Below are 19,837 nucleotides of genomic sequence, written 5' to 3' on the forward strand. Positions count from 1 at the left end.
AATATTTAATGTAGTATTTTAAAGTGGATTTAATTTAATTTAAATTTTTATCATTTATTATAAAAGATAAGGAGTGAATAATATGTCTAAAAGTAATAAAACTAATAATTCTCCACAAAAGGGAGAAAGAAGACAAAGACTACATAAAAATCAAAATAACAGAGGCGATGAAAAGAATCCTACAGAATACACAAATTTTGAAGGAAAACCTGTAGATTAACAAAAAATGCAGTGCTTAAGTATGGCACTGCATTTATTTTTTTTGCAAAAAATATACTATAACTTTCATAATAAAAATAAAATAATATTCATACATTTAGAATTAAGTTAAGGATAAAATTCAACAATATTCTATAAAAATATACATTATTTCAAAAATATGTTTAAAAAATGTAAAGTGTTAGGTGATTCTAACGATAACAAAAAATAAAAGGGAGAAAAATATAAAAATAGGGGGTGAAGGGATGAAAAAAAGTACAATAGTTATAATGATGTGTGCAATTATAAGTATCGCTATAGTTGTAGTATATAAATGTAATCAAGGAAAAGAAAGTAGTAAAACAGAGCCTAGCCAAAGGGTAGAATTAGAACAAAATTTAGGTAAAAATAATAAAAAAAATGAAAAGGAGACTTCTAAAAATAATCCTGAAATTAAAGAAGAACAGTCAGAAAGTGAATTTCAAAATACTGAGGAAGTGAATGAAGAAGCAAAGAGCACAGTTATTAAAAATGACAATATTAAGAGTTTAAATGATATAAAAAATTTAGATGAAATATCATCATTAGAAATAATTGATAGTGGAATAGAAGATATAAATCAGTTAAATGAAAAAAATAACATCACAGTTTTAAAAATAGTGCATTGCAATATAAATGATCTTAAAGTCATATCAACATTAAAAAATCTTAAAAATTTAGAAGTTATAGATTGTAGCTTAAAAGATATATCAATAATTAAGGATTTGAAAAAGCTAGAAAGATTAGATATAAGTAGCAATGAAATAACTACTCTAGAAGGAATTGAAAACCTATTAAATTTAAAAGAACTTTATGTATCAAACAACAACATAACTGATATAAATTCCCTTTCAAAATTAGTTAATTTAACTAATTTAGATGTTAGCAATAATAAAATTAGTAATATAAAACCATTAAAAACTATTAAAGGTATTAAAGAACTTAATATTTGTAATAATGATATATCTTCTTTAGAAGGAATTGAGAATATGAATGAAATCACAGGGCTTTGGGCTAGCAATAATAAAATAAATGACATTTCTATACTTTCAGCTAAAAGTAAAATAATTAGTTTAGGATTAGATAGTAACAAAATATGCGATATATCAGCTATAAGTGACTTGAAAAAACTGAAATTTCTAAGGTTAGATAAAAATAATATATCAAGCTATAGCTTACTAGAAGATATATATCAAAATTTAGTCGATCCAGATTTTTCGATATAAGAAAAATTTAAACACTACTAGTTTAATTTATTATAGCAAGTCAATTACAAATGATTAGTTATAATGTTTAATAAATAAGTATTCACAGTTATACCACGTTAAAAAATGGGAGGTTTAGTATGGTTATAAATGTGATGAACTAAAAAGGGGGATTAAAAATGAAAAAAGGGTTTTTATCTAAGCTAGGATTAGCAACTTTAGTTGCAATGGCTAGCATTTTAGGGACAAGCCAGCCACAAGTTAATGCGGCACCAATGAAGGATGCACAGGTAAATTTAACACAACCTGATGGACAAGTTATTCAGTGTTATGCATCAGGAGATGAGTTTTACAACTATTTGCATGATGTAAAGGGAAGAGCAATACTTAAAGATGAAAAGACAGGATATTATGTTTATGGAAAATATGTAAAGGATGAAATATTACCATCAAGAGAACGGGTAACTAAAGAAAAAACTGAAAGTTTGCAATATATTGAAAATGATAGCAGAATTAATATAAATGATGTGGAATATCCAAAAGATGAAATTGAAAAACAAAGAGAGATGCTTAATGCAAATGTTTCAACTAAAAGTACAAAAAATATTGGAAAGCTTAATAATATAGTTATTTTCATAAAATTTAGTGATCAATATGAAATAACAAGAAATTTTTCCACATATGATAGACAATTTAACTCGGAAAATCAAGCATCCTTAAATAATTATTATAAAGAAGCGTCTTATAATAAATTAGATATTAATACAACTTTTTATCCAAAACCTCAGGGTGATAAAGTTTTAAGTTATACTGATAGTCATCCAAGAAGTTATTATGCAAATGTTCCAGACAATGAAAGAGGAATGAGAGAACAAACATTACTTAAAAATGCAGTTGATTCTGTTAAAAATCAAATTCCACAAGATTTAAATGTGGATTCAGACAATGATGGTAAGGTTGATAATGTTTGTTTTATTATAAAGGGTGCAACAACTGGATGGTCATCACTTTTATGGCCTCATAAATGGAATATGTTTTATCAAGATGCAAGAATAAATGGTAAAAAAATAGATACTTACAATTTTCAATTAGAAGATTTCATTGGAGATAATGGTATTGGTGTTTTAAGCCATGAGATGTTTCATACATTAGGAGCACCAGATCTTTATCATTATAATTATGATGGTAAAGTTGCTGTTGGACCATGGGATGTAATGGATCAAACTAAATCTATTCCTCAATCAATGGGAACATACATGAAAATGTATTATGGTAAGTGGATGGATAATATACAGGAAATAAATAAACCAGGAAAATATTCAGTATCTAAAATAGGTAACTCCAATAATAACAGCTATATTATTAAATCACCAAATTCAAATAAAGAATATTTTGTAGTAGAATATAGAAAAAAAGAAAGATTATATGAATCGAATTTACCAGGAGAAGGTTTATTAGTATATAGAATAAACACAGCTTTTCAAGGAAGAGGTAATGCAAGTGGTAATGATGAAGTATATCTATATAGACCATATGGAACTTTAAATGCAGTTGGAGATTTATCTAAAGCAGCTTTAGGTTATACAAAGATAAACATTAATTCCAATGAATTATTTTTATCTAATGGAATGGATAGCGGAATAAGTTTACAAAATGTAAATGTATCAGGAGATACTGCTAACTTTAATGTTGTTATAAATGGAGAAACTGGCGATGGGGATAACAAAGAAACCGCTTATTTAGGTGAAAAATTTAATTTTACTTTTAAAGGTTATGCAGATAAAGTTTTTGGAGAATTAGGTTTGGACTTAGCTAATAAAAATGCAAAATTTGATATTAAAGGAATTATGCCACATTACTATTTTGAAGATAGTTATGCATCACTTCTAATTAGGGATAGTGAAGGAAATACTGTTTATACAAAAGATTTTACTGGAAATGAAGTAAATGAAGCCTTAGTTGAAGATATTCCTATTCAAATAGGTGATTATATTACAGTTAAGCATAGAGAACCGGATAATAGACTACTAATAACAAATACAGAAAACAAATTACAATTAGAAAAAGGTAGCAGTATAACTTATAAAATCACTAATACTGGACTTGAAAAGACTTCAGAAGATGAAATAGAAAAGTTACCACTTAAATATGCAGTTAATTTTGATGATACTAAAACAATAACAGGTGACATGGAAATAACAGGTGAATGTGTAAGTGGTAAAAAGATAACTAATATAGAGTTATATGTAAATGGTGGAAAATATATAGATGCTGAGCTTAGTGCTCTAAACGATACTCAAAAAAAATATGTAGGATATGATTTATCTCAAGGGGCATTTAAACTTAAATTGTATTGCTCAGCTTGGGCTGATTATAATTACTCATACAAAATAATTGCAACAGAAGAAGATGGTCAAAAAACAACTCTTAAAGAAGGAACACTGATAGTTAAAAAACAAACTGGCGGTACAGATACTGAGAAAGTTAGCGAATGGAAGCCAGGAACAACTTATAAAGTAGGTGACTTAGTTACTTATAAAGGAAATAAATATAAGTGTCGTCAAGCTCATAGAGCTATAGTTAGTTGGGAACCAGAAATAACTTTAGCACTTTGGTCAATAGTCTATTAGATAAAAACATTTATGAGCTGATAATTTAATTATAAAAATTGATAATTTAAAATAATATGACCCCTTTATGTATTTTTAGGGGTCATATTATTTATGTATGCTTAGAATAGAAAATAATTAGTATAATCTATACGCATAATGCTTGTACAACAGCATTTTCAACAGGTTTTATCATAAGTAAACATTCTAAAGCAACATCTTCAGGAATTTGGTGGAATATTTTATGGTCGCAATATTTTTTAGATATAGGTTTACCTTGTAAGTCTTTAGCAGTATAAAAGCCGTAAAGGTCATTAAACTTTTGAGATCTAAAGTTTGTTGCTTCAACAAAAAATGCTTTAAAGCCCTTTTCTGCGCATTGATCCATTACAAGTGAAAGCATGTTTTGTGCAACATATTTTTTGTTAAATTCTGTTCTAACTCCTAGCATAGAACCACGGACATATTCATTTTTTCTTATTTTTCTTCCAAATCTTTTTTCTACAATTGTGAAAAATTGTTTGTCTAATTCTCCAAGAAAACTAAATATATTGTTTATTGATTCATTTTTTACTTCAAAAGAAGCTTTCCTACTAGGATTGTAATTTTCACAAGCCATAGCTCCAAGAACTTTATTAGTATCATTATCTACTGCCACCACACATAAACCATCATTTACAATATCTTTTATATAATTTGTAGTGAATTCCATCATATCTTCTTTAGATAATTTACATATTTTAGCCATAGGCTCACAGATAGTAAATTTACCTATCTTTACTCCAGCAAAAGTTTCTGCAAGACATTCAGCTGCACCAAAAACTAACTCTGGATTATTCCCGTCTAATACTTTACAGTCAAAATTTAAATTAATTGTGTTCATAATATAAAAACCCCCATGTTTAAAATTGTAAATAAAACAACATTTATAAAAGATTATAACATATAAGTAAAAAGCATGAAATAAAATAGATATAGGATATATAAGAAAAATAACAAAAAATAGAGTTTTTTATGTAAGTTACCTTAAATTAAAAATAAATTATAAATTTAAAAGATATTAACAATGTTTTCTAGAAATATAAGTATAATAAATGGAATCAAAAATTTATTTTGAAAAGTTAAATATGATATAATTAGATTATTATATGAATTAACAGGGAGATTGAGATGAAGGATGAAAGTATATTTACCAAGTGGTCTTTAGGTATTTTGGTATTGTCTTTCTTAGTTTTAGTAAATGAATTTGTTCAATTTATACCAACTCATGCAACGGTGCTGGAAGGAATTTTAATTCTTATTGGTCCAAGTATTTTTGCGTTTATTGGAGGGGTATTTTCAATAATAGGAATCATAAGACATAAAACTAAGTTAGCAGTTTTTCTAATAATAATTAATGCAATATTATTATTTTGGTGGGTAATATATTGGATTATAGGAACACTTGTTTTAGGAGTATAGTTAATAGAGGTAAGTATTTTAAAAGAATGTTTTTGCTAAGTTTACTTACAAAGTATGCTCAAAATTTTAGAGTATGTATTAAAAATTTATGAGGTGGTATGATTTTGAATTTTCAAGGTATTATGATTGGACTAATGGCTTTTTTTATCATTGGGGTATTTCATCCAATAGTCATTAAGGGTGAATATTATTTTGGTAAAAAGATATGGCCAATGTTTTTCATATTAGGATTAATTTTTATAGGAATATCTGTAATAGTTAAAAACAATATTATTGCATCAATATTAGGGGTAACAGGTTTTTCATGTCTTTGGAGTATTCATGAAATAATTGAACAAGAAGAGAGAGTGAAAAAAGGCTGGTTTCCTAAAAATCCTAAAAGAAAGTATTAATTGTATAAAAAGCCTGTGATTTTAATTATCACAGGCTTTTACTAAATAACTTGTAATTTTTCATTTTTGAAAGAATTAGGAATATAGGTTATATTCAATTTATTAGTAGCAGAACTTTTTTCAATACTACAATTAAGTCCAAAAAGTTCTTTAACTATTTTTTCATTTAATACGTCTTCAGGACTTCCAAAATCTAATATAACACCATCTTTCATAACAAAAATTTTATCACAATAGTAGCATGCTATATTTAAATCATGTATTGCTGAAAATACTGTTAGATTTTGAGCTTTTATAATATCCATTATTTGAAGTTGGTATCCAATATCTAAATGGTTGGTTGGTTCATCTAAAATCATAAAGTCACTTTGCTGTGCAAGAGCTCTGGCAATTAAAACTCTTTGCTTTTCACCACCAGATAAATTTGAAAAACTTCTATCTTTAAATTTAAGCATTCCAACCTTTTCAAGACAGCTTTCTGCAAAAGAAATATCTGATTTTGTATTATCTTCAAATAAACCTTTATGTGCAAATCTTCCAATAAGCACCATGTCAAGCACATTAAAGTCAAACTCTGGTCTATTTTCTTGTGCCACTACTGACATATCTTTTGCAATATCTTTATGAGATAATTTTTTTATGTTTTTATTGTTAAGTAAAACCTCACCACTATCTGGAGTGAAAACTCTATATATATTTTTAAGTAAAGTCGATTTTCCACTACCATTTGGACCTATGATTCCTACAAAATCTCCCTTAGATATTTCAAGACTTATATCTTTTAATATGTGTTTATAATTTAAATTCTTAACATATAGCTTAGTCATTTTAACCTCCAAAAGAATACTTACTTTTTCTTAATAACCATAGGAAGAATGGAGCACCGATGATTGCGGTAACAACGCCTATAGGAAGTTCTTCAGTTGAACCTATCATTCTACCAAATATGTCAGACCATATTAAAAATAGTGAACCTAAAAGAACTGTTAAAGGAATAAGCTTTTTATGTACAGAACCTGCAATTGTTCTGCAAATATGAGGAATGATAAGACCAACAAAGCCTATAATTCCACTTAAAGAAACCATAATTCCAGTAAGTAATGTACTTGTTACAATTATTATTTTTTTAAAAAGTTTAATATTAACACCTAAAGTTATAGCAGCATCTTCACCTAGCAGCATTGCATCAAGAGTTTTATGAATAACTAAAGATATAACAGATGAAATTATAAGCACTAAAAACGCTAAAGGTACATCATCCCATTTAGATCCAGCAAGAGACCCAGTCATCCAAAACATCACTGAATATAATTTTCTTACATCTTCTGCTTTGAATATAATAAAATTTGTTATTGCAGAGAATACTGATGCCACAGCAACTCCTGTTAGAACTAAACTTGAAGATGAAAATTTACCTTTTTTACTTGAAAGTACGAATACTAATATTGAAGATAATAATGCACCTATAAATGCACCTATATGGATAGACATAAAAGGTATAGCTAGGCTACTTCCAAGTAATATACTTATAACTGCACCGGTGGATGCACCGGAGGAAATACCAAGTATATATGGATCAGCAAGAACATTTTTTGTTAAAGCTTGCATTAATACTCCAGAAAGAGCAAGACCGGCACCAACAATTCCAGCAAGAAGAGTTCGAGGTAATCGTAACTGCCAAATTATATTTTCTACAGAACTTGACCATGTTTTCTCAAAGACATCATTTCCGGATGTTTTATTAATTATAATTTTTAAAAGTTCAGAACTGCTCACATCTACTGAACCAACATTAATAGCAACTATTATAGAAAATACTAAAAATAATATTAATGCTATGTAGATAATATATATGTTTGTTTTTAATTTTTTCATTTTAAAACGCTCCAATTTATTTTTTGAATATTTCAGGATGGAAATTTTCAGCCATAGTTTTTATAGCACCAGGATTTCTAACACCAGCAACTACTTCTGAAAGTTCTAAGACAAATATTTTATTGTTTTTTATAGCATCTACATCTTTTAATGCATCATGATTTTTTAAAAAGTTTATTTTTTCTTCAACATCATCAGCTGCATTATATTGCATTACTATTATTTGCTCAGGGTTTCGTTTAACAACTTCTTCCCAAGTTACTTTAGCCCAAGGTTTTTCTCCATCTTTAAATATATTTTCACCACCAGCAAGCCTTATCAAATCTGTAGGTAGACCATTACATGCAGTAAAAGGACTATCTGTGCCAGAATCATATACAAATGCTTTAACTGGGTTTATATCTTTTGATATTTTAGAAGATATAGTTTCAATATCCTTTTTCATTTTAGATATAACATCTTCTGAATTTTTTTCTACATTAAATATTTTCCCAAGATTAGTAAAATCTTCATAGACAGTTTCCATTGTTGCATTAGGACTTTCACATTTTGGAACATAAATTTTTACATTATTTTCTTTGCAAAATTTATTATTAAAATTATTTTCAGTAAAAGTAGACATCCATCCAGTTATGAAATCAGGTTCAACACCTAATAATGTTTCTTTAGATGGCATTAAATCAGACAACTTGTTAAGTTTGGAATGTGCATCTTTATATTCAGGTAGTACTTCATTGTCTTGAAATGAATATCCTGCTATAGAATCCTCAAGACCTAATGCAAGTAGCATTTCTGTTGTAAAACCACTTAGTGTAACAGCTTTTTTAGGTGCAGTAGAAAAAGTTTCATCTTCTTTACCAGAAGGTAAGTCATTGTTTACAGTAACTTCTTTGTAATTTTCTTGCTCAGAAGCAGAATTTGAAGAAACCTCTCTTGAGATTTTATTTGTATTACCACAGCCTGAAAGAATTGATGCAGTTAATGATACTGCTAAAATTAATGAATAAATTTTTTGTTTTCTCATAAAAAATCCCCCTAAATAATCTTTTTATTAATATATATAAATATTTTAATATTTATAAGCGCAATAATTAGAATAATAAAAATATTTTAAATTTATTTTATTATTTAATTTAATAATTATAATAAATCTATAACAAAAAACAGTATCCTAGAATAAGATACTGTAATAAATAACTTTAAAACATACAACTAATTATGTAATGTAGTAAATTTAATTAAAATTAACCTATCCTAGTAAGCAACTTTAGAACTTATTGGCAGGTCTCCTGACTTAGATTCATCACAAATGTTCACCTTCCCACAAACTTAAATTTATAATTTGCAGTGGTATAATAAAAATTTGCTCTTCATTACAGTGGCTGGACCGTAAGAGATTTAAACTCTTTTCCCTTTTAATAAAATGAAATTAATCACATTTAAACCAAAAAGTTAAAAATATTCAATTTTTAATATAATATAGAAATTAGCTCCACATGATTATAACATAATAAATAGAAAATAATAATATTCAGAAAATTTAAACTTAATTTTGAAAAAATATGTTGTAAAATGTCATTACATTTAGTGTAAAAGTTTACAAAAAGTTTATAGAAATGTTAGAGGGGAAAACTTCAAAAAGAAGAATATATAGTTATAGAAAATAGTAATAGTTACTATGAAATCTATTAGTAATAGTTTTATGGAAATATGGTACTTAAAGGGGGTATTTTATGTCTTTTTTATTTTTTGCAATAATAGTATCAGTGTTAACTTTACTTTTTGCAATGTTTATATCAAAAGAAATTTCAAAAAAAGAAGTGGGAAATAAAAAAATGGAGGAGATTGCAGGGCATATAAGCGAAGGTGCAATGGCATTTTTGAAGAAGGAATATAGATATTTGGGGATATTTATATTAGTGGTAGCTATTGCTATTGCAGTATTTCTTCATATAAAAACAGCTATAAGTTTTGTATTAGGTGCACTATTTTCAATTGCTGCTGGATATGCAGGTATGAAGGTAGGAGTAAAAGCTAATGTACGAACTGCACAAGCTGCTACTAAAGGAAAGGAAGATGCTTTATCGGTAGCTTTTTCTGGGGGAACAGTTATGGGACTTTCAGTTGTAGGACTTGGGGTTTTAGGTCTTGCAATATTATCTTTGATTTTCAACCTAGAAATAGAATATATCACAGGTTTTGGATTAGGTGCATCATCTATAGCTCTTTTTGCACGTGTAGGTGGAGGAATATATACTAAAGCTGCAGATGTAGGTGCTGACCTTGTTGGAAAGGTAGAAGTTGGAATTCCGGAAGATGACCCAAGAAATCCTGCTGTTATAGCTGATAATGTAGGTGACAATGTAGGTGATATAGCAGGAATGGGAGCAGACCTGTTTGAATCTTATGTTGGTTCTTTAATATCTGCATTAACTCTTGGAGTTGCAGCAAGTGCATCACTAGGAAAAAATGCTGTTATGTTTCCAATGTATGTATCTGTTGCTGGTATAATAGCATCAATAATTGCTATATTTATAGTTAGATATTCTAAAGGAAAAGATCCACAGAAAACATTGAATTTAGGATTATATGTATCTGTAGTACTTATGATAATATTTTCTTTGATTTTAAGTAAAACTATTTTAAATACTATAAAACCATTTATATCTGTTTTAGTTGGAATATTAGTTGGGGTTTTCATAGGTAAAATTACAGAGTATTACACATCAGATAATTATAAGCCAGTAAAAACTATTGCAGAGGAGTCTCAAACAGGAGCAGCTACAAATATAATTTCTGGTCTTGCTATTGGAATGAAATCTACAGTTGTACCTATTTTAATAATTGCATTAGGAGTATTACTATCATACTTTTTAATAGGTGGTGCAGAAGATGCAAGTTTAGGTTTATATGGAATTGCATTAGCAGCAGTAGGAATGCTTGCAACATCAGGCATGGTCATTTCTGTAGATGCATATGGTCCAATTGCAGATAATGCTGGTGGAATTGCACAAATGGCTGATATGCCAAAGGAAGTTAGAGAAATTACTGATAAATTAGATTCAGTTGGAAATACTACTGCAGCAATTGGCAAAGGTTTTGCTATTGGTTCAGCAGCACTAACAGCGCTAGCTTTGTTTGCATCTTATGCTCAAGCTGTTAATCTGGAAAGTATAAATTTATTAAATCCATTGACACTTACAGGGCTTTTAGTAGGGTGTATGGTGCCATTTTTATTTGCTGCATTAACTATGGAAGCAGTAGGAAAGTCTGCAACTAAAATGGTTGAAGAAGTTAGACGTCAATTTAAAGAGAAAAAGGGAATAATGGAAGGAACTGAAAAGCCAGATTATGCAAAGTGTGTTGAAATTTCAACAGATGCAGCATTGAAGGAAATGTTGCTTCCAGGTATTTTAGCAATAGCTATACCACTAGTAGTTGGATTCTTGTTAGGAGTGGAAGCACTTGCTGGGACAATTGCAGGAGCTCTAGGAACTGGTGTTATGGTTGCAATGTTTATGTCTAATGCCGGTGGTGCATGGGATAATGCTAAAAAATATATTGAAGGTGGAGCTTATGGTGGAAAAGGAAGTGATTCTCATAAAGCAGCAGTTGTAGGGGATACAGTTGGAGACCCATTTAAAGATACTTCTGGACCATCTATGAATATCTTAATAAAACTTATGACAATAGTTTCTGTAGTATTTGCAGTGGTTATAAGTAATTATGGTGGAATACTTTTAAAATAATATTAGTTTTGATTAAAACAAGAGACAGGTTTTGATAATAAATTAAACCTGTCTTTTTTATTGATATAATTTTTAGTATTTAAAGTACAAACTTAGAAATTTCTAATTGAAGTTCACATGCCATTTGAGATAGATGTTCTGAAGCATTAGAAACTTCATTCATAAGAGCAGTTTGTTCTTCACTAGAGGCGGCTACATTCTGAGTATTAGCAGAAGTTGTAGTAGAAATTTCTGAAGAATTAATAACAGATTGTACCATAATAGTACTACTTGATAAAACCTTATCCATAACAGAAGATAAATCATTTACGCTTTCGGAAATAGATTTAACTTCCTGTAGAATGTTTTCAAAGGAGCTTCCAGCCTCAAAAACCATAGTCATGCCCTCATCTACAAACTTGCATCCTTCATTCATTGATAATGAAGCATTTTGTATTTCATTTTGAACTTCATTTATTATAACAGAAATATTTTTAGCTGCATCTGAAGATTGTTCAGCAAGTTTTCGTATTTCATCAGCAACTACAGCAAAGCCCTTTCCTTTTTCTTCAGCTCTCGCAGCTTCAATAGCGGCATTTAAAGCCAAAAGATTAGTTTGGGATGCTATATTAGAAATTAAAGATAATATATTACCAATTTCAATTGACTTTTCATTAAGAGAATTAACAATTTGAGCTGAAGAAGATACCTTGGTATTAATGTCTTTCATATGAGTTATGGTTGAAGTAACTACATTATTACCACTTAATGCTTTATCATAGGCAAGGTTAGAAGCAGCACTTACAGAAGAAATAGATGAAGATATATCAGAAACTCTATGGTGAAGTTTTTCACCTTCTTTAGAAGCTTCAATAAAAGATGTAGATTGCATTTCAGCACCATTAGCAACATCTTGAATAGATATAGAAATCTGATTAGCAGCTTCTTTAGTTTCATTAGCGCTAGCAGTTAGTTCTTCAGAAGTAGAAACAACCTGTTCAAGGCCAATAGATACTTTTTCGATTACAGTTTTTAAGTTATCACCCATTTTATTAAGATGATTTGCCATCTCACCTAATTCATCATTATATGTTACGTCTATTCTATAAGTTAAATCACCATTTGCAATAGCCTCAGCTAAAGAATTAACCTTAGATATTCTTACTTTTAGATTATTAGCTAATTTAGTTATACATATAGTTACTAAAATTATAACAAAAAGCATAGTTACAAATATTTTAAAGGCTAAAACTCTTAGTGGATTTAAAAGTTCCGATTCTGGTATACACATAACAAGTTTCCAATTGGTTTCAGGAATAGTAGAGAAAAATGTTATATTTGTTCCATTATCATCTTTAAATGAAGATTTACCAGATTCAGAAGATAATATGTTAGTACTAATTGTCTTAAGGCTATCGTTAGAATCCTCTTTAATATTCATTTTCAAAACCTTTGATGAATCTTTATCTGCTATATAAGTACCATCTGATGTTAACAAGAATGCTCTTCCTAACTTTCCTACTTTAATTTCTGCTATAGTTTTTTGAATGGTAGATAGGTCAATGTCAGCAGTTGCCACACCTAAAAGCTTATTGTTTTGTAAAATAGGACATACAGATGTTAACATAGTAACATTAGTATATTCATCTAAATATGGCTCACACCACATTAAATCTTCTTTAGAACTAGCACCTAGTTTATACCAGTAGTCTTTTGTATAGTCATCTTTGGAATATACATTTGTGTAAAGAACTTGGCCATCTTTCTTATAACCATAATGTGATAAAAATTTAGTGTTTTTATCTATTAAGTACGGTTCATAAAATATACCTGAACCAAAGGTTTCATTATTAGTTTCTATAAATGATTTGACTAGGTTTTCAGAATTACTTTGACTTATGTCTCCATTAAATGATTTAATGGAACTTGCTAATGTTTTTGCAATTTGGCCATGTCTATCTAAAAGTTTGCTAATAAATTCTATTGTAGAATTAGTTTGATAAGACATTTTTTCATCAATTTCAGAAAATAAAATTTTTTGAGCAGTGGTATAAGATATACCTACCATAACTATCATAGCACCGATAGTTAATGGTAAAAGTAATAAAAGTATTTGATTTTTTATGCTTTTCTTTTTTAAATCACCGTTATTTTTATACATAAAAATTTTAGGAAAAAAAGATTTCATAACGTTCTCCTCCAATATTAAAGTTTAATTTTAATTAAGTTAAAATAAGAGTTTAAATTATGTAATATAAATTATATTTAACATATATTAAAAGTTAAATATAAGTTTATAATACTATAAAAAGTCAAATAATTATATAATAATACAAAAAATGATATAATTGTATTTAAAAATGAAAATTTTGTTGCTATTGATTTATATATTTAATAATCGGATAGTTCAATGTGTAACTATAGATACTTGCTATTGGAAAAATTGTTAGAATATTATTAATATTAAGATAAGAAAAGATTATTCTTAATTTCTTTTAGGAGGTTTTCGCTTTGAACAATGATTTATTAAGGACATTAGACGACACTGAAAGAGAAAAAATTATGAGAGAGGAATTAGGGGAAGAAAAGTGTAAAGTAATAGATAAGTACGGGTTAAGGACCAATAAAAGATTATATTGGGAGAGAGTGCAAGAAAAATACCCTGTACAAGAATGCTTTAGCCATAAGTTTGCAAAAAAATCATCTACATTAGGAATGGTTTTTCATTTATATAGATTATGTTTTGCTAAGACGAAATATTTTGAAAACAATTGGGATAAATTTGAATCTTGCATATATGATTGTAAAAATGGGTTTGTAGTTACACCAATATACAATATGGAATTTATAAGACATAAGTCAACAGGCGTAGTTATAGACTTAAGAGAGCTTTCAAAAATTCATTGGCTTCAAGATTTCAAAGATTTATGTAAATATATTGAAGATAAGGAAAATGAATTATTTAAGATATCTGTTGGAATGTAGTTTATAAATTTAATTAATAGAAACTGTATCAAAAGCAAGTTTTATTTTTGCTTTGATACAGTTTTTTTGTATTCTATATAACAACTTTTATTAAAAAGAAGTATTATAATTATGTTCATATTTTGTTGAAATTTGATACATATAAATAATTGTATAAATATCTTTAATATGCTATAAAGTTAATATAGATATGGGGGGGAGAATATGAGTAATACTGAGGATTTGCAAGATAACAAAAATAAAATTAAATTAGATGGTTTTATTAAAGAAGATATAATAATTGATGACATGGTTTTAGTTAAAAAGGGAACTAAAATAACAGAGGAAATATATAAAAAATTAAAAGAAGTCTATATGGAAAACCCTATATTAATTAAAACAGAAAAGAGTTTTATTAAAGATTTTTATAAATTAGATGAAAAAGATATTATAAAAGAAAATGAAAGTTTGAAAGAGGCAGAAAAAAATATAAAAATATATTCTAATAGATTGACAAATATATTTAATACTTTAAACTTTGCTAATAAAAATAATATAAGTGATGTAACTATATTTTGTAAAAAAATATTAGAAGAATTAAATTCACCACGGATTATGGTTAAAAACATATTATTAAATGGGAGTGGAGAAGATAGCATATTTACACATTCTGTAAATGTAACATTATTATCGCTACTTTTAGGCAAGTGGATGAATCTTAATGATACTGACTTAATATTACTTATGAGAGCTGCTATGCTTCATGATTATGGTAAATATACATTAGATCAAAATCTTCTTCTAAAAAAAGATAATCTTACAAGTAAAGAAGTGAAAATTATTAAAAACCATCCAATAGAATCTTATAATTTGGTAAAAGATATGCCTTATTTAAAGGATGATATAAAGTTTGGGATATTAATGCATCATGAAAGAATAGATGGTTCGGGGTATCCTTTAGGTATAAAAGGTAATAAAATTCATAGTTTTGCAAAAATAATAGCTATAGCTGATGTTTTTGATGCTATAAATTCTAATAGAATATATAAGAAAAGAAGAGACCCTTTTACGGCATTAAAAATAATACAGGAGGAAAGCATAGCAAAACTTGATTATGGTTTATGTGAAATATTTATAAATAATATAAGTAATTACTATATAGGAGAATATATAGAACTTAGTAACGGTGAAATAGCTAAAGTAGTTCAAATGGATTTACATAATATTACTAAACCCTTAATATTATGTAAAGATGGGTTTAAAGATTTAAAAAAAGATACTAATTTAAATATAAATAGAATCATAATCAATGAGAGCAGTACTAGATAAAGTTTATTAAAAAAATATATTATGAATGGATTTTCTAAAATTAATTAGAAAGTCTTTTTTTTATAAGTAAGATTAAATATTTAACGTTAATAGGGAAATTAATTTAAGTTTTCATGAGAAATATGTAAGAAAAAGTTAAGTTGACTAATATATACAATATATATATACTGTATATAGGCATTAATACACATTTGAAATCTGCAATAGATAAGCATATAATTTTTACTTTTATTAAAATATATTTAGAATTACCAATTTGGAAACATAAATTACAGAAATGTAATCTAATTTAATACAGATATTACACTTTTGTAACTTAAATGTATATGTGAATATGATAGTATATTTATTATCATAATATATTTATAGTAATATATTTTAAATTTAAATTATTATTTGATATACATGAATGTGTATATTTTAGAATTAGGGGTGAAATTTTTTTGGACAAATATAGAGAAACTTGGGAAAAATCTAAGATTACTGTTTTAAAAGCGGTAATAGGTTTTTTAGTATTAGCTTTAGTATTGTTTGCATTAAAAGGAGAACTGAAAAATTTAAACCTTATTGAAGCGTTACATATTTTAAAGCAAGAAAAAAACTCAACAATTTTAGTAGTCTTCATAATGGGACTTATAGCAGTAGCTGTTACTACATTATATGATTTAGTTTTATGTAAAGAATTAAATATAGATGTAAATAAAAAGAAAATATTTAAAATTTCTTGGATGTCAAATACTACTAATAATTTCATTGGAGCTGGTGGAGTAGCTGGTGGTGGGTTAAGAACTGCATTTTATAAAAAAGAAGGTGTATCAACAAAAGAAGCTGTTAATATGACCTTCACTATATGGATGACAACTCTTACAGGACTTTCAGGTCTTATATTGTTAAATTTTAATTTTATAGTAAAGCTAGATAATAAATTTTATGTTATTTTAGCCATATTAATATCATTATATATACCACTATATTTAAGTATTGATAAAATTCCATATATAAGAGATAAGTTTAAGGATAGCATAGCTATAACTATGCCATTAAAAAGCAAAGTAAAAATGGTTTTAGTAGCAGTTTTAGAATGGATAGTTGCAGGAATATTTTTTGCAGGGCTAATACATTACTTTGCACCTGAAGCATCTTATTTTGAAAGTTTAGCAGTATTTTCCTTAGCAATTACAATAGGTGTTTGTAGTTTTATACCTGGAGGTATAGGTTCATTTGATTTAGCTTGTATTTATGGTTTTAAATTATTTAATATAAGTAGTTCAGGAATAATAGTAGGTATGTTACTTTTTAGAATATTCTATTACTTGATTCCATGGCTTTTATCTATGTTCTTAATAGTAGGTGAGTTATTAAATGCCAAAAGATCGAAAAAAAATAAAAATAATTTAGCACTTATAAATGAATTTGGTATAAAAGCGTTATCAGGATTAATATTTTTTAGTGGAATAGTTTTAATACTTTCTTCTATATTGCCAAATTTTCCTACTAGAGTTAGGATAGTTAGAAAGTTTTTAAGTGTACCAATGCTTCAATTCTCAGAAGTTACAGTTATAGGTATAGGATTTATTTTAATAATACTATCAAAAGGTATATTAGATAAGGTAAAAGGTGCTTACAATGTAACAATAATTCTTTTAATACTAGGCTCATTGTTGTCTTTTATAAAAGGATTAAATATAGAAGCATCAAGCCTTTTAGGGGTTATAGCATTTTTATTATATCTATCTAAAGATAGATTTTATAGAGAAAATTCACCACTTGAAATTAAAAATGCTATTTTATACACTTCAATAGTTTTAATAATGAGCTTATTTTATGGATTTATATATTTTGTTATAAATAACTCACTAGCATTTATACCATATAAGCCAGTGGTAAAGAACTTTATGTATACACCTAAGATGATGACTAGTTACTTTTTAATTTTGTTAGTTATTGTACTTATAATACATTTTTTAGCTGTTAAGAAAATTGAATTTGAATATGCAAATGATGATGAATTAGAAAAACTTAAAGAGTTTTTAAAAAAATATGATGGTAATTGCAAAACACATTTATTATTTTTAAAAGATAAGAGTTTATTTTATGCTGCAGATAATAAGGTTATTATTGGATTTAGAATGTATGATAATAAAATGATAGCATTAGGTGATCCAATAGGAGATAAAACTTTATTTAAAAAAGCTATTGGTGAATTTAGAGCTTTTGCAGATAAAAATAATATGACACCTGTATTTTATGAAATAAATGAAGAGAATTTACCGCTATATCATGAAAATGGATACAATTTCTTTAAGTTAGGAGAAGAAGCTTTTGTAAAATTGGAAGGCTTCAATTTGAATGGTAAAAAGAAAGCTGATTTAAGATATATAAAAAATAGGATAGAAAAAGGACTTTTTGAATTTGAAATGATAAATCCACCTTTCAATGATGAGCTTTTTAATAAACTAAAAGAAATATCTGATAAGTGGCTTGGCGATAGAAAAGAAAAAGGATTTTCATTAGGTTGGTTTAATAAAGAATATATGAGTTTAACACCAATAGGAGTAGTAAAACATGAAGGGGAAATTATAGGGTTTGCTACATTGTTGCCAGTTTATGATGATAAAACTGTAGGTATCGACCTTATGAGATTAATACCAAATCCTCCTAATGGAACTATGGATGCTGTATTCTACTCATTTATTAATTGGGCAATAAATGAAGGATATGAATATTTTAATTTAGGTATGGCGCCACTTTCAAATGTAGGTGTCAACAAGTATTCAAAGGTAAAAGAAAGAATGGGTAGATATGTATTTACTTATGGAAATAAAGTTTATAGTTTTAAAGGATTAAGAAAATATAAAGAAAAATTTGATCCAATATGGTGTGGAAGGTATTTAGCGTATCCAGCTAATTCTAACTTACCATCTATAATAGTTGATTTAGCTAAGTTAGTAGCAGAAGCACCGAGAGAAGAGTAAGTTTTATTAAAAAAATATTAAAGTATTAATAAAAAGGACATCCCGCAATATAATTAAATAAGGGGTGTCCTTTAAAATTATCCAATATAAAATTTTTTTGCAGTGTGTAAGTAAAAAAGGTCATTAAAGAACATTTTAACTTATTAATAATTAATAAGTTAAGTTAAATTTGAAATATAATATTTGATTTTTTCTTATAAATAGTTTACATTTTTATAGTGAAGTATTTTTAAAAGGAGATATTTTTATGGCAGTTATACCGAAAGAGGCGGAAGAGAGATATTATGAAATAGAAAAAATTATAGAAGAATTTGCTATAAAATATTTAGATGAAGAATATAGCAACTTTTCTTTTAAATTATGGGAAAATCTATGTAGAAAAAATTGCAAAAAAATTTTAAAAGGAAAATCTAATGTATGGGCTTGTGCCGTTGTATATGTTATAGGGAAAATTAATTTTTTATTTGATGCTAGTGAAGAACCCTATATGAAAGTAAAAGATTTATTTTCTATATTTAATGTATCAAGTTCATCAGTAACAAAAAGGTATAATGAAATTTGTGAAATTTTAAATATTACATTGTTAGATATTAATTGGACGCTACCAAGTAATATTGAAAAAAATCCATTAACTTGGCTAATAAACTTAGATGGGTTTATAACGGATATTCGATATTCTTCAAAAAATATACAGGATAAAGCACTAGAAAAAAAACTTTTTGATTATATTCCTAATTGTGATGATTTAAAAGATGAAAAGTTTTTTGATGAGGAATTATCAGGGCAAAGTCTTGAGGAGATTTTAGATTTAAATACTCTTATAGAGATTCTTCAAGATGAAGATGAATTAGATTTAATTGATAGTGATAATATTACTAAAATAAACAATTTATCAGACATGGAAGAAATTTTATTTTCGTTAAATGATGAAAATTATTTTTCACGACAAAAATGCAAAATAATTCAGTTCCCTGTAAAAAGTAATTAGGACGTGTCTGAAAACAAAATATCTAAAACTTATTTAGATAAAACAAAAATAGCAGCAATATAAACAAATGCGAG

15 protein-coding genes and 1 riboswitch are annotated in these 19,837 nt (G+C 27.1%); of the genes, 10 read left to right on the forward strand and 5 right to left on the reverse strand.

What is annotated here, in order from left to right; all coding sequences use genetic code 11:
- The first annotated feature begins 82 nt into the window (after positions 1-82).
- The 3 genes from AZI32_RS18740 (at position 83) to AZI32_RS07280 (ending at position 4,072) form a co-directional block, all read left to right on the forward strand.
- Positions 83-220 (forward strand): clostri-philic family protein, encoded by a 138-nt coding sequence (locus AZI32_RS18740; protein ID WP_010295694.1) that lies wholly within the window; start codon positions 83-85, stop codon positions 218-220.
- 244 nt (positions 221-464) lie between these two features.
- The gene (locus tag AZI32_RS07275) at positions 465-1,463 is read left to right on the forward strand and encodes a leucine-rich repeat domain-containing protein (protein ID WP_061995212.1); all 999 of its coding nucleotides are present in this window, start codon (positions 465-467) and stop codon (positions 1,461-1,463) included.
- Between the two features lie 158 nt (positions 1,464-1,621).
- On the forward strand, positions 1,622-4,072 hold the full coding sequence (locus tag AZI32_RS07280; RefSeq protein ID WP_061995213.1) for a M6 family metalloprotease domain-containing protein: 2,451 nt from the start codon (positions 1,622-1,624) through the stop codon (positions 4,070-4,072).
- Between the two features lie 127 nt (positions 4,073-4,199).
- Here AZI32_RS07280 and AZI32_RS07285 read toward each other — a convergent pair whose 3' ends face one another.
- Entirely contained in the window at positions 4,200-4,934 is a 735-nt protein-coding gene (locus tag AZI32_RS07285) for a hypothetical protein (protein ID WP_061995214.1), read from the reverse strand.
- 287 nt (positions 4,935-5,221) lie between these two features.
- Between AZI32_RS07285 and AZI32_RS07290 the strand changes: the two genes are divergently transcribed.
- Positions 5,222-5,512 (forward strand): hypothetical protein, encoded by a 291-nt coding sequence (locus AZI32_RS07290; protein WP_061995215.1) that lies wholly within the window; start codon positions 5,222-5,224, stop codon positions 5,510-5,512.
- 104 nt (positions 5,513-5,616) lie between these two features.
- The gene (locus AZI32_RS07295) at positions 5,617-5,904 is read left to right on the forward strand and encodes a DUF4491 family protein (protein ID WP_061995216.1); all 288 of its coding nucleotides are present in this window, start codon (positions 5,617-5,619) and stop codon (positions 5,902-5,904) included.
- Positions 5,905-5,945: 41 nt separating this feature from the next.
- Here AZI32_RS07295 and AZI32_RS07300 read toward each other — a convergent pair whose 3' ends face one another.
- The 3 genes from AZI32_RS07300 to AZI32_RS07310 are packed head-to-tail and all read right to left on the reverse strand — an operon-like array spanning position 5,946 to position 8,803.
- Positions 5,946-6,731, reverse strand: a complete 786-nt coding sequence (locus AZI32_RS07300; protein WP_061995217.1) for an ABC transporter ATP-binding protein — start codon at positions 6,729-6,731, stop codon at positions 5,946-5,948.
- 1 nt (position 6,732) lies between these two features.
- Positions 6,733-7,779, reverse strand: coding sequence for an iron ABC transporter permease (locus tag AZI32_RS07305; RefSeq protein ID WP_061995218.1), 1,047 nt, complete (start codon positions 7,777-7,779; stop codon positions 6,733-6,735).
- Positions 7,780-7,795: 16 nt separating this feature from the next.
- Positions 7,796-8,803 carry an ABC transporter substrate-binding protein gene (locus AZI32_RS07310; RefSeq protein ID WP_061995219.1) on the reverse strand — a complete coding sequence of 336 codons (1,008 nt, stop codon included), beginning with the start codon at positions 8,801-8,803 and terminating at the stop codon, positions 7,796-7,798.
- 237 nt (positions 8,804-9,040) lie between these two features.
- Positions 9,041-9,243: riboswitch (cobalamin riboswitch) on the reverse strand.
- Positions 9,244-9,512: 269 nt separating this feature from the next.
- On the opposite strand from AZI32_RS07310, the gene AZI32_RS07315 reads away from it, so the two are divergent.
- On the forward strand, positions 9,513-11,528 hold the full coding sequence (locus tag AZI32_RS07315; protein WP_061995220.1) for a sodium-translocating pyrophosphatase: 2,016 nt from the start codon (positions 9,513-9,515) through the stop codon (positions 11,526-11,528).
- 79 nt (positions 11,529-11,607) lie between these two features.
- On the opposite strand, the gene AZI32_RS07320 is transcribed toward AZI32_RS07315, so the two are convergent.
- Positions 11,608-13,695, reverse strand: coding sequence for a methyl-accepting chemotaxis protein (locus AZI32_RS07320; RefSeq protein WP_061995221.1), 2,088 nt, complete (start codon positions 13,693-13,695; stop codon positions 11,608-11,610).
- Positions 13,696-14,018: 323 nt separating this feature from the next.
- On the opposite strand from AZI32_RS07320, the gene AZI32_RS07325 reads away from it, so the two are divergent.
- From AZI32_RS07325 to AZI32_RS07340, 4 genes are all read left to right on the forward strand, one after another.
- A complete protein-coding gene (locus tag AZI32_RS07325; RefSeq protein WP_061995222.1) occupies positions 14,019-14,492 on the forward strand; it encodes a hypothetical protein in 474 nt (157 codons plus the stop codon).
- 204 nt (positions 14,493-14,696) lie between these two features.
- Entirely contained in the window at positions 14,697-15,800 is a 1,104-nt protein-coding gene (locus AZI32_RS18915) for an HD-GYP domain-containing protein (RefSeq protein WP_242865274.1), read from the forward strand.
- 443 nt (positions 15,801-16,243) lie between these two features.
- Positions 16,244-18,775, forward strand: a complete 2,532-nt coding sequence (gene mprF / locus AZI32_RS07335) for a bifunctional lysylphosphatidylglycerol flippase/synthetase MprF (RefSeq protein ID WP_061995223.1) — start codon at positions 16,244-16,246, stop codon at positions 18,773-18,775.
- A 247-nt stretch (positions 18,776-19,022) separates the two neighbouring features.
- Positions 19,023-19,763 (forward strand): DUF6398 domain-containing protein, encoded by a 741-nt coding sequence (locus tag AZI32_RS07340; protein WP_061995224.1) that lies wholly within the window; start codon positions 19,023-19,025, stop codon positions 19,761-19,763.
- Positions 19,764-19,837 lie beyond the last annotated feature (74 nt).

Source organism: Clostridium sp. ATCC 25772, from assembly GCF_001573875.1.
Lineage (GTDB): Bacteria > Bacillota > Clostridia > Clostridiales > Clostridiaceae > Clostridium_J > Clostridium_J senegalense.